Source organism: bacterium (assembly GCA_040754625.1).
In the GTDB taxonomy this organism is placed as follows: domain Bacteria; phylum JACRDZ01; class JAQUKH01; order JAQUKH01; family JAQUKH01; genus JAQUKH01.
Genome location: JBFMCF010000097.1, coordinates 15,967 through 38,008, shown reverse-complemented (window position 1 = coordinate 38,008; position 22,042 = coordinate 15,967). Strand labels below are relative to the sequence as shown.

Here is a 22,042-nt window from a genome sequence, read left to right as displayed (position 1 = left end):
AACAGGCTGCGCAATCCCGCCCAAAATTATTTCTTCCCTAAAAGAAAACGTAGTGCCTACGTCTGCCTGAAATCAGCTAATTACTTATCAAATAAAGAAATTTATTTTCGAGGTGTCAAAGTTCTGGAAAAGAAATAAAAAAAAGAGTATCCTTATTTTCTAAAAAGAAAATCAGGATACTCTTCTATAAAAATCAGTTTACTGCGTCTTTTAATGCTTTTCCGGCTTTGAAAGAAGGGACCTTTCTCGCTGCTATTTTTATGCTAGCGCCGGTTTGAGGATTGCGGCCTCTCCTTGCTGCTCTTTTGCGGACGTTAAATGACCCGAAACCTACTAACTGAACACTTTCACCTTTGGATAAAGCCTTTGTAATAGCTTCAATCACTGCGTCGACTGCTGAAGTAGCATCTTTTTTGCTGAGCCCTACACTGTCAGAAATTTTATTGACGATATCAGCTTTTGTCATATATTTGTTTCACCCCCTTTCAAAACAAAAATTAAAATTTATCATGGCCCTTTACGTATGTAAAGGTGTATATTAATTGATAAAACCTTAAAAAGTGTAGCATATTATTAAGAAGTGTCAAGTAAAAAAAATAAAAATTGCTTTTTAAATAAAGCGAGAATATATTTATTTGACAGAAAAATGAAAGAGGATTATAATAAATATTTAATTTCAAAAAAGTTTCCTGAATATAGAAAGGTAAATCTATGCGCAGTGACATGATGAAAAAAGGTATCGACAGGCTGCCTCACCGGTCGCTTTTTAAGGCGATGGGATATACGGATTCTGAAATTCGCGGGCCTTTGATCGCGGTGGCAAATTCAGCCAATGAAATCATACCGGGACATATCCATTTAAGACAGATTGCGGACGCGGTCAAGGCGGGGATAAGAATGGCGGGAGGAACACCTATGGAATTCGGGGTTATCGGCGTGTGTGATGGAATTACAATGAATCACGATGGAATGAAGTATTCACTGCCAAGCCGTGAAATAATCGCGGATTCCATAGAAATTATGTGCTCGGCGCATCCGTTTGACGGGCTCGTTATGGTCGGAAATTGCGACAAGATAATTCCCGGGATGCTCATGGCGGCGGGAAGGTTGAATATTCCCGCGGTTTATATAAGCGGCGGGCCGATGCTCGCGGGCAATTACAAAGGCAGGTGTCTGGATTTAATAAGCACTTTTGAAGCTGTCGGGAAAGTCAGGCTGAATCAAATGAGCGAAAAAGAATTATTGGCATGGGAGGATACCGCGTGTCCGGGGCCTGGTTCATGCGCCGGTCTTTTCACGGCCAATTCTATGAATTGTTTAAGCGAGGCCATGGGAATGGCCCTGCCGGGAAACGGAACAGTTCCCGCGGTTGACAGCAGGCGTATAAGATTAGCGAAACAAGCCGGTATAAAGATATTGGAATTAATAAAGAAAAATATTACGCCGCGGAAAATTATGACGCCCGGGGCGTTCAGGAACGCGATGGTGGTTGATATGGCGTTCGGCGGGTCGAGCAATACGGCATTACACCTTCCCGCAATCGCGAGAGAAGTGGGTATTGATTTGTCATTGAATGAGTTTAACAAAATAAGCGGTAAGACCCCGCACCTTTGCAGTATGTCGCCGGGGGGTAAATATCACCTGGAAGATTTAGACATGGCCGGCGGGATACCGGCTTTGATGAAAGAACTGACAAGGAAGAATTTAATCAATCTTGATGAAATTACGGTGACAGGTGTTAAGGTGAAAGAGAATATAAAAAGCGCGGAAATAATAGATAATGAAGTAATAAGGCCGTTAAATAACCCGTATCATAAAACAGGCGGGCTCGCGGTGCTTTTTGGGAACATAGCCCCTGAAGGAGCGGTAGTGAAGGAAGCGGCTGTTTCTTCAAAGATGCTCAAATTTACGGGAAAGGCTAGGGTTTTTGAATCAGAGGAATCCGCGGTAAAAGCGATTTTTGGGAAGAAAATAAAACCAGGGGATTGTGTTATCATACGCAACGAAGGGCCGAAAGGAGGCCCCGGGATGCGCGAAATGCTTACACCGACGTCCGCCGTTATGGGTATGGGACTGGGAGAAAGTGTCGCGCTTTTGACCGACGGCCGTTTTTCAGGCGGGACGAGAGGCGCATGCATAGGGCACATTTCACCTGAAGCCGCTTCAGGCGGACCATTGGCAATTCTTAAAGAAGGCGATATAATAGATATAGATATTCCAGCGAGAAAATTAAATGCGCGTATAACGAATGAAGAAATTAAGGACAGGTTCAGCGGTTTTGAACCAAAAGGCCCTGGTGTTAAAACAGGATATTTAAGCAGGTATGCAAAAATGGTTGCCTCGGGAAGTAAAGGGGCGGTATTAAAATAAATGCAAAATTTAAAATTCAAAATTCAAAATTTAAGTGTCACTTTGTGACATTAATAAAATACAGAGTACCAAAATTTTGCCTTTTTCATTTTGATTTTTGAATTAAATAGGAGATTGATATGCGGCACACTATCTCATTATTGGTAAGAAATAAACCCGGTGTTTTATCTCACATCGCGGGGCTTTTCAGCGCGAGGGGATATAATATAGATAGCTTAACAGTAGGCGAAACGGATGATAAAACAGTTTCGCGTATGACAATTGTAACAATCGGCGACGACAAAATTATTGAGCAGGTGACTAAACAGCTTAATAAATTAATAGATGTAATCAAAGTCGTGGATTTAACCGACCAGCCTTTTGTTGACAGGGAATTGGTTTTAATCAAGGTGCAGGCGGAAGGAGATAAAAGATCCCAGATTATTGAAATTACTGATATATTCCGGGCGAAAATTGTAGATGTCAGTGTGAAAACGGTGACTATTGAAGTTACCGGTGATGAGGGAAAAATACAGGCGATTATTGAGCTTCTTAATCCATTTGGCATAAAAGAAATCGCCCGGACGGGAAAAGTGGCGATCGCGAGAGGCAAGGACGCGGTAAGGAATAGCAAGGGAGGAACAACATGCTGAAATCAGGATCAGAAATTTTATTGGACGCCTTGGAAAAAGAAGGTGTGGAAGTAATTTTTGGATTTCCGGGCGGGGCAATTTTACCCGTTTATGATGTTATTTACGATTCGAAAATCAGACACATCCTTGTCCGGCATGAACAAGGCGCGGCCCACGCGGCGGATGGTTACGCGCGTTCAACGGGTAAGATAGGAGTATGTGTGGCTACATCAGGGCCGGGCGCGACAAATTTAGTTACAGGCATCGCAACCGCGTATATGGATTCAATTCCTATAGTCGCGATTACAGGCCAGGTTGGTACCGACCTTTTGGGAAATGACAGTTTCCAGGAAGCGGATATTTTCGGGATTACCATACCTATTACCAAATATAATTATTTAGTGAAAAAAATCGAGGACCTGCCGGGAATCATAAAAGAAGCGTTTTATATCGCGCAAACAGGACGTCCCGGTCCGGTTCTTATAGATATTCCCAAAAATGTGCAAGTGGCAAAGATGGAATATGCCGGCTATCCGAAAGAAATAAACATACCGAGTTACAACCCGACGTTCAAGGGAAATCCAAGGCAGATAAAGCTCGCGGCTGAAGCTATCAGCAAAGCCGAGCGCCCTGTGATTTATGCCGGAGGCGGTATCATAATTTCCGGTGCGGATGAAGAATTAAAAATTTTTGCTGAAAAAATAGAAGCGCCTGTTACTATGACGTTAATGGGATTAGGCGGTTTTCCCGGGACACATGAATTATCAATGGGGATGCTCGGAATGCATGGGACGCGCGCCGCTAATTACGCGGTTACGGAAAGCGATTTGCTGATTGCCATCGGAGCGAGATTTGATGACCGCGTTACGGGGAAACTATCCGCGTTTGCCCCAAACGCAAAGGTCATACATATAGATATCGACCCGGCGGAAATCGGGAAGCGCAGGAAGGCCGATATCCCTATTGTCGGTGATATTAAACAGGTCCTCCAGTCATTACATAAAGAGATAAAAACAAAAACCCATTCTGATTGGGCAAAGAAAATTGAAAATTGGAAAAAACATCATCCTCTTGCCTATAAAAATGAAAAGGGAAAACTTAAACCGCAGTTTGTTATTGAGAAAATTTATGAAATAACAAAGGGTGACGCGATTATTACAACCGAAGTCGGCCAGAACCAGATGTGGGCCGCGCAGTATTATAAATTTGATAAACCCAGGAGATTTCTCAGTTCAGGCGGCCTTGGGACAATGGGCTACGGTTTCCCGGCGGCGATTGGCGCCCAGGCGGCGAACCCGGGTAAAACAGTTTTTGATATCGCGGGAGACGGGAGTATCCAGATGAATATCCAGGAACTGGGGACAGCGGTTTGTTCAAAATTGCCTGTTAAAATCGCGATATTAAACAATTTTTATCTTGGCATGGTCAGGCAGTGGCAGGAGTTATTTTTTAATAAACGTTATTCAAATACATGCCTTGCGGGAAATCCGAATTTTGTTGCTTTAGCTAAAGCTTACGGAGCTCACGGGATTTTGGTTACAAAACAGGAAGAGGTTGTCCCTGCGCTGAAAGAGGCAATGAAAATTAATGACAGGCCTACAATAATCGATTTTCATGTCGCGCAGGAGGAAAATGTTTTCCCGATGGTCCCTGCTGGCGCGGCGATAACGGACATGATTGAACTGGCATGATTAAGAGTCTCTTAGTTGATAGTTGTCAGCGCGCAGTTTACAAATTAAATAATAAAAAAGTAAGTTAAGTAAAATGGAGGAAGAACAAACATGAAGGTTTATTATGAAAAAGATGCGGATCTGAAAATTCTCAAGGGCAAAAAAATTACTGTAATAGGTTATGGTGCCCAGGGGCACGCGCACGCGCAGAATTTAAAAGACAGCGGTTTGGACGTAGTTGTCGGTTTGCGTCCTGCAAGCGAAAAGGCCAAACAGGCGAAGGCGGACGGGCTCGCGGTTTTGCCTGTTGAAGACGCCGTAAAATCCGCTGATATTGTAATGATCCTGATTCCCGACGAGATACAGGGAGATGTTTATAAAGAATCAATTAAACCTAATTTAAAAAAGAACGCGGCGCTGGCGTTTGCGCACGGTTTTAATATACATTTCGGACAGATTGTTCCGCCGGTGGATACAGACGTGATAATGATTGCTCCAAAAGGCCCGGGGAAACTTGTGAGAAGCGTATATCTTGAAGGAAAGGGTGTGCCATGTCTTATAGCCATCCACCAGGATGCTTCCGGGAAAGCAAAAGATATAGCGCTCGCTTATGCCAAGGGAATAGGCGGTACAAGGGCTGGCGTAATTGAAACAAATTTCCGCGAGGAGACAGAGACAGATTTGTTTGGCGAGCAGTCTGTTTTATGCGGCGGAATTAGTTCTCTGATTATGGCTGGTTTTGAAACATTGGTTGAGGCAGGCTATGCGCCTGAAATGGCTTATTTTGAGTGCCTGCATGAGGTCAAATTAATAACCGATTTGATTAATGAAGGCGGGATTTCATATATGAGAGGCGCAATCAGCAATACCGCGAAATACGGCGATGTAACACGCGGGCCGAGGATTGTTACGGAAGAGACTAAAAAAGAGATGAAAAAGATTCTGTCCGAGATTCAAAGCGGGCAGTTCGCGAAGGAATGGATGCTTGAAAATAAAGTTAACCGCCCGGTGTTTAACGCGCTTTTGAAAAAAGATAAAGAACACCTTATCGAAAAAGTCGGGGCTGAACTCCGTAAGATGATGGTTTGGAAAAAGAAATAATGGGCGCGGGACAAACTGATTTTTCAAGAAAATTACCTGTTGCCAAAGAAGGCATCCAGATAGCGTTTTATTTTATATTTGGGGCGATTATCGCATTTTACCTGAATCTGAAAATACCGGGTTTTATTTTTGTGTTTTTCGCGGGTTTTGTTTTGTTTTTTTTCAGGGACCCTGACAGGGTTTCACCGGAGGGTGATAATTTAATATTATCACCGGCTGACGGGACGGTTATAGAGATAGAAAAAGTAAAAGAAGATAAATTTTTAAAAACAGATTCTTTAAAGGTTAGTATTTTTCTTTCTATCTTTAATGTCCACATTAACCGTTCGCCGGTAAGCGGCAAAATAAAGTATTTTGAATACCAGAAAGGTAAATTTCTAATAGCGAGCAAAAAAGAGGCAACCGATAAAAACGAGAAAAATATTATTGGAATTGAGGGAAAAAGATTTAATCTTCTGGTTTACCAGATTACAGGATTAATCGCCCGCAGAGTGGTATTCTGGCTGGGCATGGAAGATAATGTCAGTGCCGGGGAGCGTATAGGACTTATGAAATTTGGGTCGCGGATGGATGTTTTTTGTCCGATAAATACTCAAATTAAAGTAAAAATTGGGGATAAAGTCAGGGCGGGAGAAAGTATTTTAGGGGTAGTCGGTTGAGATAGTTCAAACCGTTTAAACTGTTTAAACCGCTTCTAAGTATAAGGGGGTATAATGGAAAAAAAGAATAATACAGGAAAGGGAATTTACATTATCCCGAATTTATTTACACTGGGGAATCTTTTTTCCGGATTTTTATCAATAATCTGTTCTCTTGACGGAAAATTTGAAATGGCGGCATATTATATAATCCTTGCGGCATTTTTTGACGGGATGGACGGCAGGATAGCCCGTATGACAAATTCACACAGCAGGTTTGGCGTGGAATTCGATTCCCTGTCGGATTTGGCCTCTTTTGGAATGGCGCCCGCCCTTTTAATTTATTTATACATACTTCGCGCATACGGCAAGATAGGGTGGATGGTCGCGTTTCTTTTTGTCGCGGGTGGGGCCTTGCGGCTCGCCAGGTTTAATGTTTTGACGGATAAAGCTGAGAAGAATTTTTTCACAGGACTGCCGATTCCGTCTGCCGCAACGGTAGTAATATCTTATGTTTTGATTGCCATCCGTTATAATTGGTCCGGGCATAAAATAATCCTTCCTATAATGATGATTTTGATATCATTTTTAATGGTAAGCAATTTAAGGTATTTTGGTTTTAAAGAATTGGATTTAAAAAGGAAAAAACCGTTTAATCTCCTGGTAATCGCGGTGATAGGATTTTACATTGTTGTCCTTAATCCCCAGATGTTTTTATTTATATTATCCTTGTTATATTTGATTTCCGGTTTGTTGTCCCCTGTCCTTTTCCCTGTTAAAACGGCATTACCCGTTAGAGGGGTAAACCCCGCTCATCCTAAAAATGAGACCAGAGGTTTTATCGATGTGGCAACAAAAAATCGTCCTTCATCTCCTGTTTAAAATAAAGGGTTCTCTTGGATGGGCGGGGTAAACAAGGATCAATTAGAACCAAAAGCTGTTTTAAAAAGATAAAAATAGTTTTAAAATAATAAAATTGGAAGTTATAAAGTGTCTGCAGATTTACTTTATAACCTAAAAAGGAACATTATGAAAAATAATATAATAATTTTTGATACAACTCTTCGGGACGGCGAGCAGTCGCCGGGAATAAGCCTGAATATCCAGGATAAATTGGAAATAGCCGTCCAATTGGCGCGCCTGGGTGTTGATGTTATTGAAGCCGGGTTCCCTGTAACATCGGAAGGCGATTTCAAGGCGGTAAAAACCATTGCTGAAGAGGTTGAAGGCCCTGTTATCTGCGGCCTTTCGCGCGCGGTAAAAAAAGATATAGAACGGGCGGCTGAGGCTTTGCGAAATTGTAAAAGGCCGAGGATCCACACTTTTATCAATAGCTCAAATATCCAGATTAAACACCAGCTTAAAAAAACACACAGGGAAGTTTTACAAATGACTGAAGACGCTGTAAAACTTGCGAGAAGTGTTTGCCCGGATGTTGAATTTTCGCCCATGGACGCGACAAGGGCGGACATAAATTTTATTTATGAGCTTGTAAGTATAGCGATTGAAAACGGGGCCGGGACAATAAATATTCCGGACACAGTTGGATATTCGCTCCCGTGGGAATTCGGAGATTTTATTTCAAAAATAATTAAAAATACCAAAGGGAGCGGCAAGGTCATATGGAGTGTGCATTGCCATAATGATCTCGGGCTTTCGGTGGCAAATTCAATCGCGGCGATAAAAAACGGCGTGACCCAGGTTGAATGCACGGTTAACGGCATCGGCGAACGGGCCGGTAATACTTCAATGGAAGAGGTTGTAATGATTATCGACACGCGCAAAGACCTTTTAAACGCGGCAACAGGGATAAAAACAACCGAAATAATGAAAACGAGCCAGTTGATAAGCCGCCTGACAGGCTACCAGGTCCAGCCGAATAAAGCTGTTGTCGGGTTGAATGCCTTCGCGCATACATCCGGTATTCACCAGGACGGGGTGATAAAAGAGAGGACTACTTTTGAAATTATGAACCCGCGGAAGATAGGTTTGAAAGAAAGCAAACTGATTCTTGGAAAGACGTCGGGCAGGCACGCGTTCCGGAAGCACCTTGAAGAACTCGGTTATTTTCTTGATGAGGAAGGTTTGGAAAGGGCGTTTCTCCGCTTCAAGGATCTGGCTGACAAAAAAGTCGAAATTTCTGAGAATGATATTGAGGCTATCGCACAGGATGAAAAAAGGGTTTCCCAGAAGGAAACTTTCACGATCGAATTTATGGAGACATCGAGCGGCACAGGGACTGTGCCGCATGCTTCAATAAAATTAAAAAAGGAAGAAAAAATTCTGGAAGCTCAAGCTTCAGGCGATGGCCAGGTCGATGCTGTTTGCAACGCGATCAGCAGGGCCACTGGCATTAAGACAAAACTCTTGGTTTATAATGTAAGTTCAATCACTTCGGGGCTTGATTCCCAGGGGGAAGTCACCATTCATCTTGAGATTGAAGGGAAAAGAATTATCGGCCGGGGCGTGAGCACGGACATTATCGAGGCGAGCGCGAGAGCGTATCTGAACGCAATTAATAAGTATATTTTATTAAAGGAGAATTCAAAAAGCTAGTGCTCTGTTCAATTAATTTAAGATAAATAGAATGCCCAGATTTGAGACAATTTCAAGGAAGGACGACGAAAGGTGTATCCACTGCGATACATCGAGGAGGAGTGACGCAGAAATTGGCCAAAGATGGGCATTCCCGAAGGGCAGGGCTCTTTTGCCCTGCTTCTGCGTTGCTCGTCGCGGACATACCGCAGAGGGTATGTCTCGCTCCTCGCACCTTGAATCAGGGCAAAATAGCCTCTGCTATTTATCTGAAATTAATTGAACAGAGCACTAGAATGCAGGTGATAAAAATATGTTTAAAAAATAAAAAAGGCGTCCTGTGTAAGCGGAGGGAAAGCGTGTTCTGCACAGAACGCCTTTTTTATAGTTAATCGGCGGGTAAGTAAAAATACTTTAGATAAAATTTGGAGGCTGTATGAAAGAAAAAGAAAACATGGCTGACAGGAGAAAAATTGTTAAGGACAGGAGGAAATTAAAAAATGAAGAAGAAATACGCAGGATCTGGGACCGGAGAGTGACAGGCTGGGATAGAAGGGCTGAAAATATGGAAGCGGCTGAAAAAAATAAGAAATAAAATAATGGGAAAACATAAAAGAATTATTATCATACAAACCGCTTTTATCGGTGACGTGATTTTAACGCTTCCATTGATTGAGAAAGTTTATAATAAATATAATGGAAGCAAAATTTCATTTTTGATTACGCCAAAGGCGTATGATTTAGTAAAAGCGAACCCGTATATCAGCGAAATTATTGTTTATGACAAGAACGGGAAAGATAAAGGACTTAAGAATTTTCTAAAACTGGCTGGAAAAATTAAAACCCAAAAATATGACCTTGCTGTTTTGCCCCACAGGTCTGTCCGTTCAGCGATGCTCGTTTATTACGCGGGAATACCCGATCGTATTGGTTTTGACAGAAGCGCGGGAAAGATGTTTTTAACGAGGGCCGTTAAATATTCATGGGACAAGCATGAAGCGGAAAGAAACCTTGATTTGATTGAAGAAAAAGCTGAAGATAAAAAAATACCAATTTTTCTTGATACAGAAGATATAAAAAAAGCTGATAGATTTGTAAAGGAAAAAGGGATAACAGGAAAAGACTGTTTAATAGGTGTTGCCCCTGGTTCGGTCTGGGCAACAAAACGATGGTTAAAAGAAAGGTATGCTGAACTTATAAACAGATTGATTGATGATTTTGGCGCAAAAATAATTATTTTCGGCGGGTCGGAAGATAAAGATTTGGCGGAAGAGATAAATGATATGACAGGAAATAATTTGGTTATTGCCGCCGGGAAATTATCAATCGGGGAGTCAGCGTCGGCGATTTCAAAATGCCGGTATTTTGTCGCAAACGATACCGCGCCGCTGCATTTGGCGTCGGCTTTTCATGTCCCGGCTGTTGCCATATTTGGCCCGACAATCACAGGCTTTGGATTTGGACCGTATAGCCCGCGTTTCGCGGTTGTCGAGAAAGATCTCAAGTGTCGTCCCTGCGGGCGGCACGGCCACAGGAAATGCCCAAAAATCCATTTTAAATGCATGAGAGAAATTACCACAGAAGATGTATTCAAAGCTTTCAGGAGGCTGTTTGATGAAAATAGGCCTTGATGTTTCTCCGATAGCGGGTGGGAATTGGACCGGTGTGGGAAATTACATTATAAATATTGTTTCCAATCTCGCAAGAATAGACAAAGAAAATTTGTATTATTTATGTTACCGTTTTGCTCATTTAAAAAACAGGGCGCGTATTTTAAAAATACACCAGGACAACATAAAAACAAAAATAATTCAGGAACCGTTTAACTTTATTTTTCAGTTAAAAATTGATATTTTTCATGGTTTAGCGGACAGGCTCCCGGGGTTTTACAGGTGCAAAAAAATAGTTACCATACATGACATCGGTTCGGTGGTTTTGGAAGGTAATTATTCATCGGGACATTTTAAGGATATGATGAAAAAACGCTATGAAAAAATGCTGGACAGAAAACAGGCTGATTTGGTTATAACCGTGTCGGAATTTACAAAGAGAGAGATAATTAAACATTTTTCTTACCCGGGAGAAAATATACGCGTGGTATATCCCGGTGTTAGAAAAATGTTTAAACCACAAAGTGAAAGCAGTATAAACTCCGCGAAAGAGAAATATGCCATAAAAAGGGATTATTATTTGTATGTGGGAGCGATTACCCTGAGAAAAAATATTTCAAGAATAATAAAAGCATTTAAAATATTTTCGGATAAAAATAAAACAATCGATTTGATATTGGCCGGGAATTTATCCTATGGGAATGAAGAAATATTGGACGAGATTATAAAATTAGGTTTGGATGAACGTGTAAAGCTGACAGGTTACATTAAAAATGAAGAATTAGTGTCTTTATACTGCGGTGCAAAAGCACTAGTGTTTCCCTCATTATATGAAGGATTTGGCTTGCCTGTAATTGAAGCGATGGCATGCGGGACACCGGTAATCGTATCAAATACGGCCTCAATGCCGGAAGTTGTCGCGAGCGCGGGCTGTCTGGTTGATCCGGAGGATGTTTCTGATATCGCAAGGAATTTATTTGTCCTGGCGGAGGATGATAATTTAAGGAAAAATTTGAAGGAAAAAGGTTTAAACAGGGCGCAGATGTTTTCATGGGAAAAAGCAGCGCGGGAAACTTTTAAAATTTATGAGGAATTGTGATAGGTGATATAACTGTCTTAAAATTTTATGGATTATAAAAATATTTTAGTTTGCCGCACAGATCATATTGGTGATGTCTTATTATCGACACCTGTCACCAGCCTTTTGCGTAAAAAATACCCGGGTTCTTTTATTTCCTTTTTAACAAGCAGATATGCCTCGGTTGTGTTGAAAGACAACCCTGATATAAATGAAATGATTTTTATAGAAGACAAAAATCTGGTTTCCGAATTAAAAAAGAGAAAATTTGAAGCGGCCATTGTTTTATTTCCCTGCTTTGATGTCTGCAAGAAAATATTTATGGCGAATATTCCTGTCCGGATCGGCCCCGCAAATAAATGGTTTGTCCCGTTATTTTTAAACCGCCCTGTTTTCCAGCACCGTTCCCGCGTGTTAAAACATGAAGCAGAATATAACCTGGATTTAGTAGTACCGCTGGGGATTGGACCGGAACAGGTTAACCTTGCTTATGCAGTTTCACCGGGTGCGAAGAGATTTGCCTTGGATTGGAAATCTAAAAATAATATTTCAAAAAATGAAAAATTTATCATTATCCATCCCGGCATGAAAGATTCAGCTTTAAACTGGCCGTTGAGATATTACGCGGAGCTGACGGATAAATTAATAAAGGAGAAACGCGTTAAATTACTATTCAGCCACGGTCCCGGGGAGAAAGAAATAATTTGTAATTTGATGAAAATAATGGAGGAAAAACCTCTCGTCTTGGATGAAGCAGTAGATTTATCTCTTTTTGCCGGCTTAATATCAGAGGCAGATTTATTATTTTGCCCAAGCACAGGAATTCTTCATTTGGCTTGCGCGGTAAAAACCAGGACAATTTCCATATTCTCGCCGATAAAAGTGCAGAGCAAAAAACGCTGGGGCCCCTATGGCGAAGGGCATATTGTTTTTGAGCCGGGGGTGATTTGCAAAAAAAAATTTAAATGCCACAAAGCCAAATGTTTGTATTATAATTGTATGGAAAGAATAACTGTTAAAAGCGTTTACGATAAAATATCTGAAATCCTGTGAAAAACCCCTTTAAATGATGTTTGAAAGGATTCAAAATGATAATGTATGAACAATTTCAGAAACTCAGGGCGGAATTGAAAGATTATTTTAAAGAACGCGGTGAGGTCGTTGACGGGGCCTTAACAGCTCTGTTGGCAAAACAGCATCTTCTTCTTGTAGGCCCGCCGGGAACCGCGAAAACAAACCTGGTAGAAACACTATGCACAAGTATTAAAGGGGCCAAGTATTTTTTCCATCTGTTGACAAAATTCACGACTGATAAAGATTTACTGGTAAGCGAAGTGATGGTTGAAGAGGAAATGGACCAGAAAGGAAAACTCATTAGGTTTGTAAACAGGTCTGAAAAAAAACTGCCCCAGGCCCATATCGCGTTTCTTGATGAGATATTTAAATGCAGCGCGGTCACACTTAACGCGCTTCTCAGGCTGATACATGAACGTAAATGCACGATTAATCCCGGCGAGGAAATTGATTCCCCCCTGATTACCCTTATAGGTGCGAGCAACGAGCTTCCCGGGAAAGACCAGGAAGAACTTATGGGCTTAAACGACAGGTTTCTTTTAAGATACATGGTGGATTATCTTTCAATAAATAATAACGAAAATTCACCATTTGTCTCAATGATATCAAATGAAGTCCTCAAGCCTCAAACCACAATAACACTTGACGATTTATGCGGTTTCCAGGAAGAAGTCGTTAAGATAAAAATCCCGCCGATTATTTACAAGATTATCAATAATATCCGTTCAGATTTGAAAACAAACCATAACATTCAGCCGTCAGACAGGAGATATAAGGAATCCGTAAAAGCAATAAAAGCATACGCTTATTTAAACCATCATTTTGAGGAGGTAGAGCCCGACGATTTATGCATACTGGAAAATATATACTGGCAGACCAAAAACCAGATGGAAAAGGAAAATATTCAAAAAATAATTTACAAATCAATAGGAAGCAAGGAAGTAATGCGGGTCGCCGAGATTTATAAACAGGCGAGCAAAATATACAACGACACAGTCAGGTCAATTGAAATACATTTGCAGAAGGACATAGGCCATGTCAAGGATTTTAAGGAATTTGAAATATTAAGGAATAAGTTGAAGGGCATTGAAAAAGACCTTAACAATTTGTTATTTGAGCCAAGGGAACTTTTTGAAAATTGCAGTAACAACGCGGGGAAAAATATAATTGAGACATATATAAAAAAAATGGAAGTCATGCCGCAGAAATTGCTGTCAAAATTTTCAGCAACGGCGTACAGGGAATTTTGGGGTGAAAAAAATTTAAGTGAATAATAATAAAAAGGAAAATCGTGGCAATTGAATATTTATACACAATAAACAGCGATGACGAATTGCGGAAAATATATTATAAACTGCGGCAGATATCAAAGTTTTTAGAGGAAAAAGAAAAGGAGGGCGCAAAATTACTGCCCGGTTTTTCTAACCTCGTCTGTGACATATTTTGCAGTTTATATATGATAAACCCGAAAGTAAAAACGATAGAGGAAATTGACCCAAAATATTTTATAAACCTGACAATAATGAACGGGCTGATTCTAGACCCATCGTATGAGACAATAAAAGAAAAAACAAATTTCAGCAGATCGACTGCCCTGTGGGCGACAGAAATGTATGTTGATAAATTATTAAAATCCCTGCGCAGCAGGAAAAGAAATATAAAATATTTTCATAAAAAAAATACGGATTTAAACAGGGAAGTAATCAGGAATTCATTAGAGAAAAGAAATACTGGTTTTTTTTTAGCATAATTTCGTTTATAAAAAATTTATTCAGTAAAAAAGGGAGAAAAGAAAGAGCAATTAAAGTATTAAGCAATAAGGTTTCCAAATCGGTGTCCCGGGAAACAAATAAAATTGTTAAAGACATAAATAATATAAAAAACACAGTAAGAATCTGCAGCGGCTGGAATTTGGAAACTAATTCGATTGAAAAACTGCATTACAGCAGAAAAATTGAACTTGCGGAAAAAATCAAAAAAAGCACTCGTTTACAGGAACTTGCCAAAATAATCGGGCACATGCGCCACCTTGCCCTGTTTTCACATTATGCTAAAATCTATGAATTGTCTTCAGAAGTGTATAATGTAATTATGGGTGACGATTTATTAAAAATGCACCCGATAGAAATGAATTATTTGTCTCATCCCAGTTTCCAGTATGATTTTTACCAGCGCTTAATCAACAAAAGGATACTTCAATATGAATTTAAAGAGCCGACTCAAAAAAATAAAAAGCAAGGAAGTATTATTGTATGCATAGATACAAGCTTATCCATGTGCGGCAAACAGGAAATTTCAGCAAAGGCAATCGCCATGGGACTTTTAGAGATAGCCAGGGTGGAAAACAGGAATTATATAGGTATTTTATTCGGGAGAAGGGGCAAAGTGCAGACTTATATTTTTAATAAAGAGGAAGTCGAGATACATAAAGCAAATAAAGAAATAATAAAATTGAATTTTTTAGAAGGGCTTTTTGAATATGCTGTAACATTTATTGGCGGCGGCACTGATTTTGAGACGCCGCTAAGTACCGCGTTATCTTTCAGAAAAAGGCCCGATTTTAACGATGCCGACCTGGTATTTATAACGGATGATCTTTGCAGTTTAAGCAATGAATTTTTAGAGAAATTTAATGCGTCAAGGAAAAAGAGGAATATGCTTACATATGGCATTTTAATAGGAGCAAAATATCAAAAGCCCGGCATAATGAAGAAATTCTGCGATGATATAATAAACCATAATGAAATAAGTGATGATATAGCCAGGAACATTTTTGAAAAAGTGAATCACCTGGCTGCCAGGAACAATTAAGGTGCAAAATAAAATATCGGCAAAAAACATAAAAAAGATACTTTTGATACATCTGCGCAGGATTGGAGACATTTTGCTGTGCACACCTTCAATAAAAGCAGTTAGAGAATATTATAAAGACGCGGAGATTACATTTTTAACCGAGGGACCCTTCTATGAAGTATTAAGCGGGAATCCTTTTTTGGATAATATTATTTTACTTGAAGAAGACGAAAAGAAAGATTTTAAAAAATATGTTAAATTCCTTAAAAAAATCCATGATAACATGTTTGATTTGACGATCGATTTTTACGGGAACCCGCGGAGCAGCCTGATTGCTTTTATAAGCGGTGCGAAACACAGGGTTGGATTTGATTATCCCCTGAGGCAGTATTTTTATAATATTCGCGTCCCCCTGAATGCCAACGAGCGGTATGTGGTCCAGGTGAAATTTGATTTGCTCAGGCAAATCGGGATTGAACCTGTAAGTGAAAAATTAGATATTTTTATACCTCAGGAGGCAAAAAATAAGGTTGAATGTTTTTTAAAAGAAAAGGGTATAAATAGTTCCCGCGGCGCGGCAGGCAGGATTGACGGACTTATTGCATTCAGCCCGACGAGCAGAAGAAAAAAAAGAAGGTGGTTTCCCGAAAAATTTGCGGAGCTTGGTGACCGGCTGATTAATTCGGATAAAAAGGTTATTTTTATTTTAGGACCGGGAGAGGAAGATTATGTAAATTCAATTGTAAATATGATGAAAACAAAACCGGTAATATCTTTTAAAAGCTCAATAAAAGAATCGGCAGCGATTCTTGAAAGATGCCGGCTCCTAGTTACTAATTTTAACGGAAGTAAACATATCGCGCAGGCTGTCGGGACGCCTACCATTGGTTTATGTGAACCCAGTGAGGCCCCTGTCTGGAACCCCGTATCTGAATCACATAAAGCGATTTATAAAAATGTTTCTTGCGCGGGATGCGGCAAAGTCGATGATTGCAAGGATATGAGCTGTATGAAATTGATTGAGGTTGATGAAGTGGAAAAAACAGTGGGGGAAATGATTAATATATGATTATTCCAAGTGAGGCGATAGATTATTGTATCTGGTCTTTACGTCAATATATATTTGAAAACAGAATATTTGATTCAAAAATACTGCCGCTGGCCAAAATATTCAGCAGGTTTCCGCAGGAATTAGCGCTGACAACCACGAATCTCTGCAATCTGAAATGTATCTGGTGCCCTAATAAACATATAAAGAGCAAAGGGGTAATGGGCAGGGAACTCTATGAAAAAATCGTGAATGAATTTATTTATGACTACAGGCAGTTCAATAAGCGGATATTGTTCGGGGAATTCGGGGAACCTTTTGTTGACAAAAATTTTACTGACAGGATAGACTATATCCGGAAAATAAACAGCACATTGCCGATTTCCTTGTTTACTAATGGCTATGCGTTGAATAAAGAAATTGCGGCAAAGCTTATTGAAAATAAAGCCGCGATTACAATCAGCTTGGACGAGGTTGAACCGGACTTATATTTTAAGGTGAAGGGGAAAGATTTCAATGTGGTGTTTAATAATGTCCTTGATTTTATTGATTTAGCTAAACTTAAAAACCATAATTTATTCGAAGTACAGGTAAAAACGCTGATGTCCCGGAAGGAGATAAATAAATCTAAAAATTTTCACCTGTTGAAAAATAAAACCAGAAATATTCATTTAAGGTTTATGCAGGGAACTGCGATGCAAAACTGGGCAGGCTCAATTGATAAAAATAAATTATTTGATAAAATCGGATTACACAAAAAACCACCGCACAGGTTTATCAAGGAAAAACTGAATGTTCCGTGTATCCGCTTATTCACGACATTACAGGTCAATTATGACGGCAAGGTCCATCTATGTTGTAAGGACATGCTGGGGAAGGTCATTTTGGGCGATTTGAACGAAAACAGCATTAAAGAAGTCTGGCAGGGCGGGAAGATAGAAAATATAAGAAATACTGCGATCGGGAGACAAAGAAATAAAATTCCCTTGTGTAATATTTGTGACTTTTTAAGGAGCTGGCGGTACTTGAAGGGCAGGAAGTTTTGCTGACATAAATTACTTTTTTTCGTCAGCTTTGGAAATAAGCCAGTATACTAATCCCAGGGCGAGTATGGTAGACACTAAAAATACCTGTTTTAAAATATCCCCGTGTTCAAGCGATGCCACAAGTGCGTCACGGATAAAAGCCACGAGGGCCACTTCCACAAATATTGTAATTGAAAACTTTCCCTTTTTTAAGTGTTCAATTTCGGTATCCATGAGTTCGATCATAACCCATAACATAAGTAGTGTGCCTAATACATTAATTATCCCGTGTTCCATTTTCCCAAAAACTAATTTCCAGATATCTATGGACAAAAGACCCATTATTCCTATTGAAAGACCCATTAGGGCAAGTATGAGGGTGAGGTTCAACCCATAGCTGAAACGTTCAGCCAATCGTATAAGGCTGTGTTCTAACCGGTAGGACAAAAAAACTTTATTAAGTTCTTCGCGGCGATAGGAAGAAAACATGATTTCTAAATTTATATCCAATATTTTTTCCATTGATTTGATTAATTCCAAATGCTCTTCAGATTTTTTAATGTGCTTATCAATTATTTCAATGCAAAATTCCCTGATAAGATACATTGAAGAGTTCATAAAATGCGCGTCAAGGCCTATTTTTACATGCACATATCCTATCCGCTGGATGTTTTGCAAATAGTGGGTGTCATAGTCGCCGTTAAATAAATCCATGAACCATGTACTGAGAGATTTTTTATGCCTTGCAATCAATTCTTCATTTGGCAAGAATTTGGATAATTCTTCAGATTGAAGCAGGGTATTGTAGAAACGGTCAATAAGCTGATTTTTGTGCTGCTCCATAATTGGCCGGAGGCGCTGCAGGTTCTCGCGGTCCTGGCTTGAAAAACGGTAATGTTGTTCAATTTGAGAGATATTATTCATAATTGATAAATTATATCATGGATAGAAATAATTTCAATTTAAAAATTCCTTGACTTTATTGATTAAAAAATCAGGCTGGTACGGCTTTGCGATATAATCTTCGATTCCCATATTGAATCCTTTCTCTCTTTCCTGTTTTTGGCCTGACGCGGAAAGGATTATAATAGAAATGTCTTTGGTTTTCGGATTGTTTTTTAAGGTTTGGATGACCCCGAATCCGTCTAATTTAGGCATGCGTAAATCCAGAAGTATAAGGTCGATTTGTTCTTTGACTGCTTTTTCCACCGCTTCTTGTCCGTTATTCGCGGTAATAATCTCCCATTTTTTTTCGAATTCAAGTATACTTTTAGTAATGTCCCTTAATTCCTGATCGTCATCAACAACCATTATTGTTCTTCTATCACCGGTTTTTAAAGGTATTTTTTCAGTTTTTCCTTTTTTGGGTAGCTGCAGTACCAGGGTTTCAGGTTTTTCTTCAACAGGAGGCACTGTCTGGCTTATGGGCAGTGTGAAATAAAATTTACTGCCTTTACCCAGCTCGCTTTCGACCCATATGGAACATCCGTGAAGCTCTATAATTTTTTTCACAATTGATAGTCCAAGGCCTGTTCCCTGGTATTCTTTGCTTGTGTTTACCCTGTAAAACTGGTCGAATACCCTGCCGATATCATCGTTAGATATACCGATACCGTTATCACTAACGGAGATCTCTACGAATTGCGGGCTGATTTTTCTCGCGGAAAGGGTAATTTCTCCGTCCGCGGGCGTATATTTAATGGAATTCCCGATTAAGTTTGTCAGTACCTGAATAATTTTATCCTGGTCCAAATATAAAGCCGGGATGTCAGGGTTTAGCTTAATATTGAATTTCATATTTTTCTTTTGCAGAAGAGGTTCTAATGTCGCGTGTGTGACATTAACAAGTTCGTATAAATCAGTATTTTGCGGTTTTAACCCGTATTTTTTGGATTCAATCCTTGCCAAATCAAGAAGATCACCGATAAGATTATTTAAAAAGTCGGTTTTTTTGTCCGCGACATCCAGGCTGTGAATCTGGGTGTTGTTTAATTCGCCCATTTTGCCGCTTTTTAAAAGCGAAATATGTGCTTTGATAGCTGTCAGGGGTGTACGTAATTCATGTGAAACCATGGAGACAAATTCGCTTTTGGCATTACTTAATATTTCCAGTTCTTTATTTTGTTTTTGAAGAGTTTGATTTGCAGAATGAAGTTCATTTTCTCTTAGTTTTACAAGTTTTGACATAATGTTGAAGGTATTGGCCAATTCACCGATTTCGTCTTTTGATTCAATATGTATTTCTTTCCCGTATTCTCCTTTGCCTATTTCAAACGCTTTTTTGGTCAAAATTATAATTGGGTCAGTAAGTTTATTTGCCAGGTAAAACGAAATAATAATACTTATTATAAGGCTCAAAATGATAAACCAGAATAAAATGGTTTTTGCGTTATCAGCGGTTTTCATCGCGTATTCCGATTGTAAAATAATTTTATGCTGGATATCGGGGGTTAGGTCTCTGTTTTCTTTTAATAAAAGCTTTTCTTCTTTTAAATTATTTGCCAGTTGGTTATTAACAATTGAAAGGCTGTAGTAAGCAATACTTCCGACGATGCTTGTAATAAATACTACAGCCAGGAACCCGACTGTTAATTTCTGGACAATATTAAGTTTCATCCCGCACTTCCTTTAAATTTAAACTTTAATTTGCCGCCGTTCTTTAAGATAATTACTCCCCTGGAGGGTCTTTAAATGATTTTTTAATTCCGCGGCGCGTTCACTTACCTGAACATGATGGGTAATATCAAGATTTTCATTTGTAATAATTGCAATGGAAATTGTTATAAGCGGGAATTTTCTTATATTACCCTGGCGGTCTTTTGTAATGATAAAGCCGTTTTTCCTGTCTTCGCTGTTATATTGTAAAGGGGCTAACTCATCAAATGTCCGGATCAGTTTCTGGCAGATATTTTCTATCTTGTCAGGTGTTGTGATGAAAACAAAATCGTCTCCGCCGATATGCCCGACAAAATCATCGGGATTCCCGAAATTTTTAACATTGTCAATGATGGCCCTTGCCGTGAGTTTGATTATAGAATCTCCGGAAGCATACCCGTAAGTGTCATTATAAGCTTTAAAATTATCTATGTCCACGTAAGCAAACGCGAATTGTTTTTTAACTTCGATTAAAGTCTGGAGTTCTCTTTCAATAGCAACGTTTCCCGGCAGTTTGGTCATCGGGTTCGCATATAAATCTCTTCTTACCTGCCGGATAAGTGCTTTGACCCTCGCCTCCAATTCAAGCGGTTCAAACGGTTTTGCCAGATATTCATCTGCACCGATAGCCAGCCCTTTTATTTTATCATCCACCTGGTTTTTAGCCGTGAGCATTAATATTGGTAAATGTGATGTCAGGGCGCTTTCTTTTAATTTTTTACAGACTTCCAAGCCGCTTATACCGGGCATCATCAGGTCCAGAATAACAAGGTCAGGTTCTTCAGCAATCACCAATTCCATTGCCCTGGTGCCGTTTTCCGCTTCAATGACGTTATAAGCGATAGAATCCAGCGTAAGCTTGATAGCTTCTCTTATATCGGGGTCATCATCCACGACAAGGATTTTAGTTTGATGTATATTGCTCATGAACTGCTTTATCGGACGGTTTTCTTGCTATGATTAGAGAAATTTTACAAACACTTATGGGACGCCTATAAGAAAGTAGGTCAAGTAAAAATACTTATTCCTATAGCAAAAAAATAATTTTATTGCTTGCGGTCTCCCCCTGATATTTGCCGGAGGAAAGATAGGACGGAAAGATAGGGACGTTGTTTCCTAAGTTGACTTATCCCCTGTCCTCTAGCTCTTCATAATTTCATCGACAAACAAAAAAAAGCATAAAATGAATTAACCATACTTTTTGCGTTATAGACCAGCCCCCGCACAATTCAATTGCTTTTTCAGGTAATCCATGATAAACTTTCTGTTTAAGCAACAAGGATTGAAAAGCCGGAGATTAGAATATTTTAATAAAATTCTAATGTCACGCTAACAGAAATTAATTTATAATAAATTATTGACATGGTTTCCTGAATATAATAGAATATATTTTCTATATTATTATATGAATTTAACAGCTAAACAAAAAAAAGTCATAATTGGTTCTCTTATAATCATTATCGCGATTGGATATTTGATATACGCGGGCATGAGAGATACTATGGTCTATTATTACACGGTAAGCGAGGTTTTATCAAAAGGCCAATCGCCGGGAGACAAAGGAATCCGTATCGGCGGCAAAGTGGCAGAGAATTCTATAAATTGGAACGAGGACAATCTGGATTTGAAATTTGAAATGGAGGATGAAAAAACCCGGGAGAAGCTGTTAATAGAATATCATGGAACGCTGCCTGACACGTTTAAAGAGGGTGTAACGGCTATTGTTGAAGGGAAATTCTCAGGTGATAAAATATTTCATGCCAAGACCCTGCTGGCCAAGTGTCCGTCTAAATATGAAGCCAAGAAAAATTAAAAAAAGAAAGAAAACAAATTT

At 39.5% G+C, this 22,042-nt stretch carries 21 protein-coding genes; 17 read left to right on the top strand and 4 right to left on the bottom strand.

The features are described 5' to 3' along the window. Positions 1-193: 193 nt before the first annotated feature. Complete coding sequence (locus AB1498_09310; protein MEW6088488.1) at positions 194-466, bottom strand: HU family DNA-binding protein; 273 nt, start codon at positions 464-466, stop codon at positions 194-196. A 245-nt stretch (positions 467-711) separates the two neighbouring features. Between AB1498_09310 and ilvD the strand changes: the two genes are divergently transcribed. The 16 genes from ilvD (at position 712) to AB1498_09230 (ending at position 17,577) form a co-directional block, all read left to right on the top strand. Then, positions 712-2,370, top strand: coding sequence for a dihydroxy-acid dehydratase (gene ilvD / locus AB1498_09305; GenBank protein MEW6088487.1), 1,659 nt, complete (start codon positions 712-714; stop codon positions 2,368-2,370). Between the two features lie 119 nt (positions 2,371-2,489). Then, positions 2,490-3,002: an acetolactate synthase small subunit gene (gene ilvN, locus AB1498_09300; protein ID MEW6088486.1), complete on the top strand. Its 513-nt coding sequence runs from the start codon at positions 2,490-2,492 to the stop codon at positions 3,000-3,002. Further along, the gene (gene ilvB / locus AB1498_09295; GenBank protein MEW6088485.1) at positions 2,996-4,672 is read left to right on the top strand and encodes a biosynthetic-type acetolactate synthase large subunit; all 1,677 of its coding nucleotides are present in this window, start codon (positions 2,996-2,998) and stop codon (positions 4,670-4,672) included. The genes ilvN and ilvB overlap by 7 nt, the downstream gene beginning before the upstream one ends. A gap of 90 nt (positions 4,673-4,762) precedes the next feature. After that, positions 4,763-5,752, top strand: a complete 990-nt coding sequence (ilvC, locus tag AB1498_09290; protein ID MEW6088484.1) for a ketol-acid reductoisomerase — start codon at positions 4,763-4,765, stop codon at positions 5,750-5,752. After that, the gene (locus AB1498_09285; GenBank protein MEW6088483.1) at positions 5,737-6,411 is read left to right on the top strand and encodes a phosphatidylserine decarboxylase family protein; all 675 of its coding nucleotides are present in this window, start codon (positions 5,737-5,739) and stop codon (positions 6,409-6,411) included. Before ilvC ends, AB1498_09285 begins: the two co-directional genes overlap by 16 nt. Before the next feature lie 54 nt (positions 6,412-6,465). Further along, positions 6,466-7,272: a CDP-diacylglycerol--serine O-phosphatidyltransferase gene (gene pssA, locus AB1498_09280; GenBank protein MEW6088482.1), complete on the top strand. Its 807-nt coding sequence runs from the start codon at positions 6,466-6,468 to the stop codon at positions 7,270-7,272. 147 nt (positions 7,273-7,419) lie between these two features. Beyond that, positions 7,420-8,946, top strand: a complete 1,527-nt coding sequence (locus tag AB1498_09275; protein MEW6088481.1) for a 2-isopropylmalate synthase — start codon at positions 7,420-7,422, stop codon at positions 8,944-8,946. A 415-nt stretch (positions 8,947-9,361) separates the two neighbouring features. Continuing rightward, positions 9,362-9,520, top strand: coding sequence for a hypothetical protein (locus AB1498_09270; protein ID MEW6088480.1), 159 nt, complete (start codon positions 9,362-9,364; stop codon positions 9,518-9,520). 4 nt (positions 9,521-9,524) lie between these two features. Then, entirely contained in the window at positions 9,525-10,556 is a 1,032-nt protein-coding gene (waaF, locus tag AB1498_09265; GenBank protein ID MEW6088479.1) for a lipopolysaccharide heptosyltransferase II, read from the top strand. Next, positions 10,540-11,634 carry a glycosyltransferase family 1 protein gene (locus AB1498_09260; protein MEW6088478.1) on the top strand — a complete coding sequence of 365 codons (1,095 nt, stop codon included), beginning with the start codon at positions 10,540-10,542 and terminating at the stop codon, positions 11,632-11,634. The genes waaF and AB1498_09260 overlap by 17 nt, the downstream gene beginning before the upstream one ends. A gap of 27 nt (positions 11,635-11,661) precedes the next feature. After that, the gene (locus tag AB1498_09255; protein ID MEW6088477.1) at positions 11,662-12,666 is read left to right on the top strand and encodes a glycosyltransferase family 9 protein; all 1,005 of its coding nucleotides are present in this window, start codon (positions 11,662-11,664) and stop codon (positions 12,664-12,666) included. A gap of 41 nt (positions 12,667-12,707) precedes the next feature. Beyond that, a complete protein-coding gene (locus tag AB1498_09250) occupies positions 12,708-13,961 on the top strand; it encodes an AAA family ATPase (protein ID MEW6088476.1) in 1,254 nt (417 codons plus the stop codon). A gap of 17 nt (positions 13,962-13,978) precedes the next feature. After that, positions 13,979-14,437, top strand: a complete 459-nt coding sequence (locus AB1498_09245) for a hypothetical protein (protein ID MEW6088475.1) — start codon at positions 13,979-13,981, stop codon at positions 14,435-14,437. Positions 14,438-14,520: 83 nt separating this feature from the next. Then, complete coding sequence (locus tag AB1498_09240) at positions 14,521-15,498, top strand: hypothetical protein (GenBank protein MEW6088474.1); 978 nt, start codon at positions 14,521-14,523, stop codon at positions 15,496-15,498. A 1-nt stretch (position 15,499) separates the two neighbouring features. Then, positions 15,500-16,549, top strand: a complete 1,050-nt coding sequence (locus AB1498_09235) for a glycosyltransferase family 9 protein (GenBank protein MEW6088473.1) — start codon at positions 15,500-15,502, stop codon at positions 16,547-16,549. After that, positions 16,546-17,577, top strand: coding sequence for a radical SAM protein (locus AB1498_09230; GenBank protein ID MEW6088472.1), 1,032 nt, complete (start codon positions 16,546-16,548; stop codon positions 17,575-17,577). The genes AB1498_09235 and AB1498_09230 overlap by 4 nt, the downstream gene beginning before the upstream one ends. A 6-nt stretch (positions 17,578-17,583) precedes the next feature. Here the strand turns inward: AB1498_09230 and AB1498_09225 are convergent, their stop codons facing one another. From AB1498_09225 to AB1498_09215, 3 genes are read right to left on the bottom strand one after another with little or no spacing between them, the layout of a single operon-like run. Beyond that, positions 17,584-18,477 (bottom strand): protoglobin domain-containing protein, encoded by an 894-nt coding sequence (locus tag AB1498_09225; protein ID MEW6088471.1) that lies wholly within the window; start codon positions 18,475-18,477, stop codon positions 17,584-17,586. 33 nt (positions 18,478-18,510) lie between these two features. Beyond that, the gene (locus AB1498_09220; GenBank protein MEW6088470.1) at positions 18,511-20,169 is read right to left on the bottom strand and encodes an ATP-binding protein; all 1,659 of its coding nucleotides are present in this window, start codon (positions 20,167-20,169) and stop codon (positions 18,511-18,513) included. An 18-nt stretch (positions 20,170-20,187) separates the two neighbouring features. Then, positions 20,188-21,135, bottom strand: a complete 948-nt coding sequence (locus AB1498_09215) for a response regulator (GenBank protein ID MEW6088469.1) — start codon at positions 21,133-21,135, stop codon at positions 20,188-20,190. A 478-nt stretch (positions 21,136-21,613) separates the two neighbouring features. Between AB1498_09215 and AB1498_09210 the strand changes: the two genes are divergently transcribed. Next, on the top strand, positions 21,614-22,021 hold the full coding sequence (locus AB1498_09210) for a cytochrome c maturation protein CcmE (protein ID MEW6088468.1): 408 nt from the start codon (positions 21,614-21,616) through the stop codon (positions 22,019-22,021). Positions 22,022-22,042: the final 21 nt, after the last annotated feature.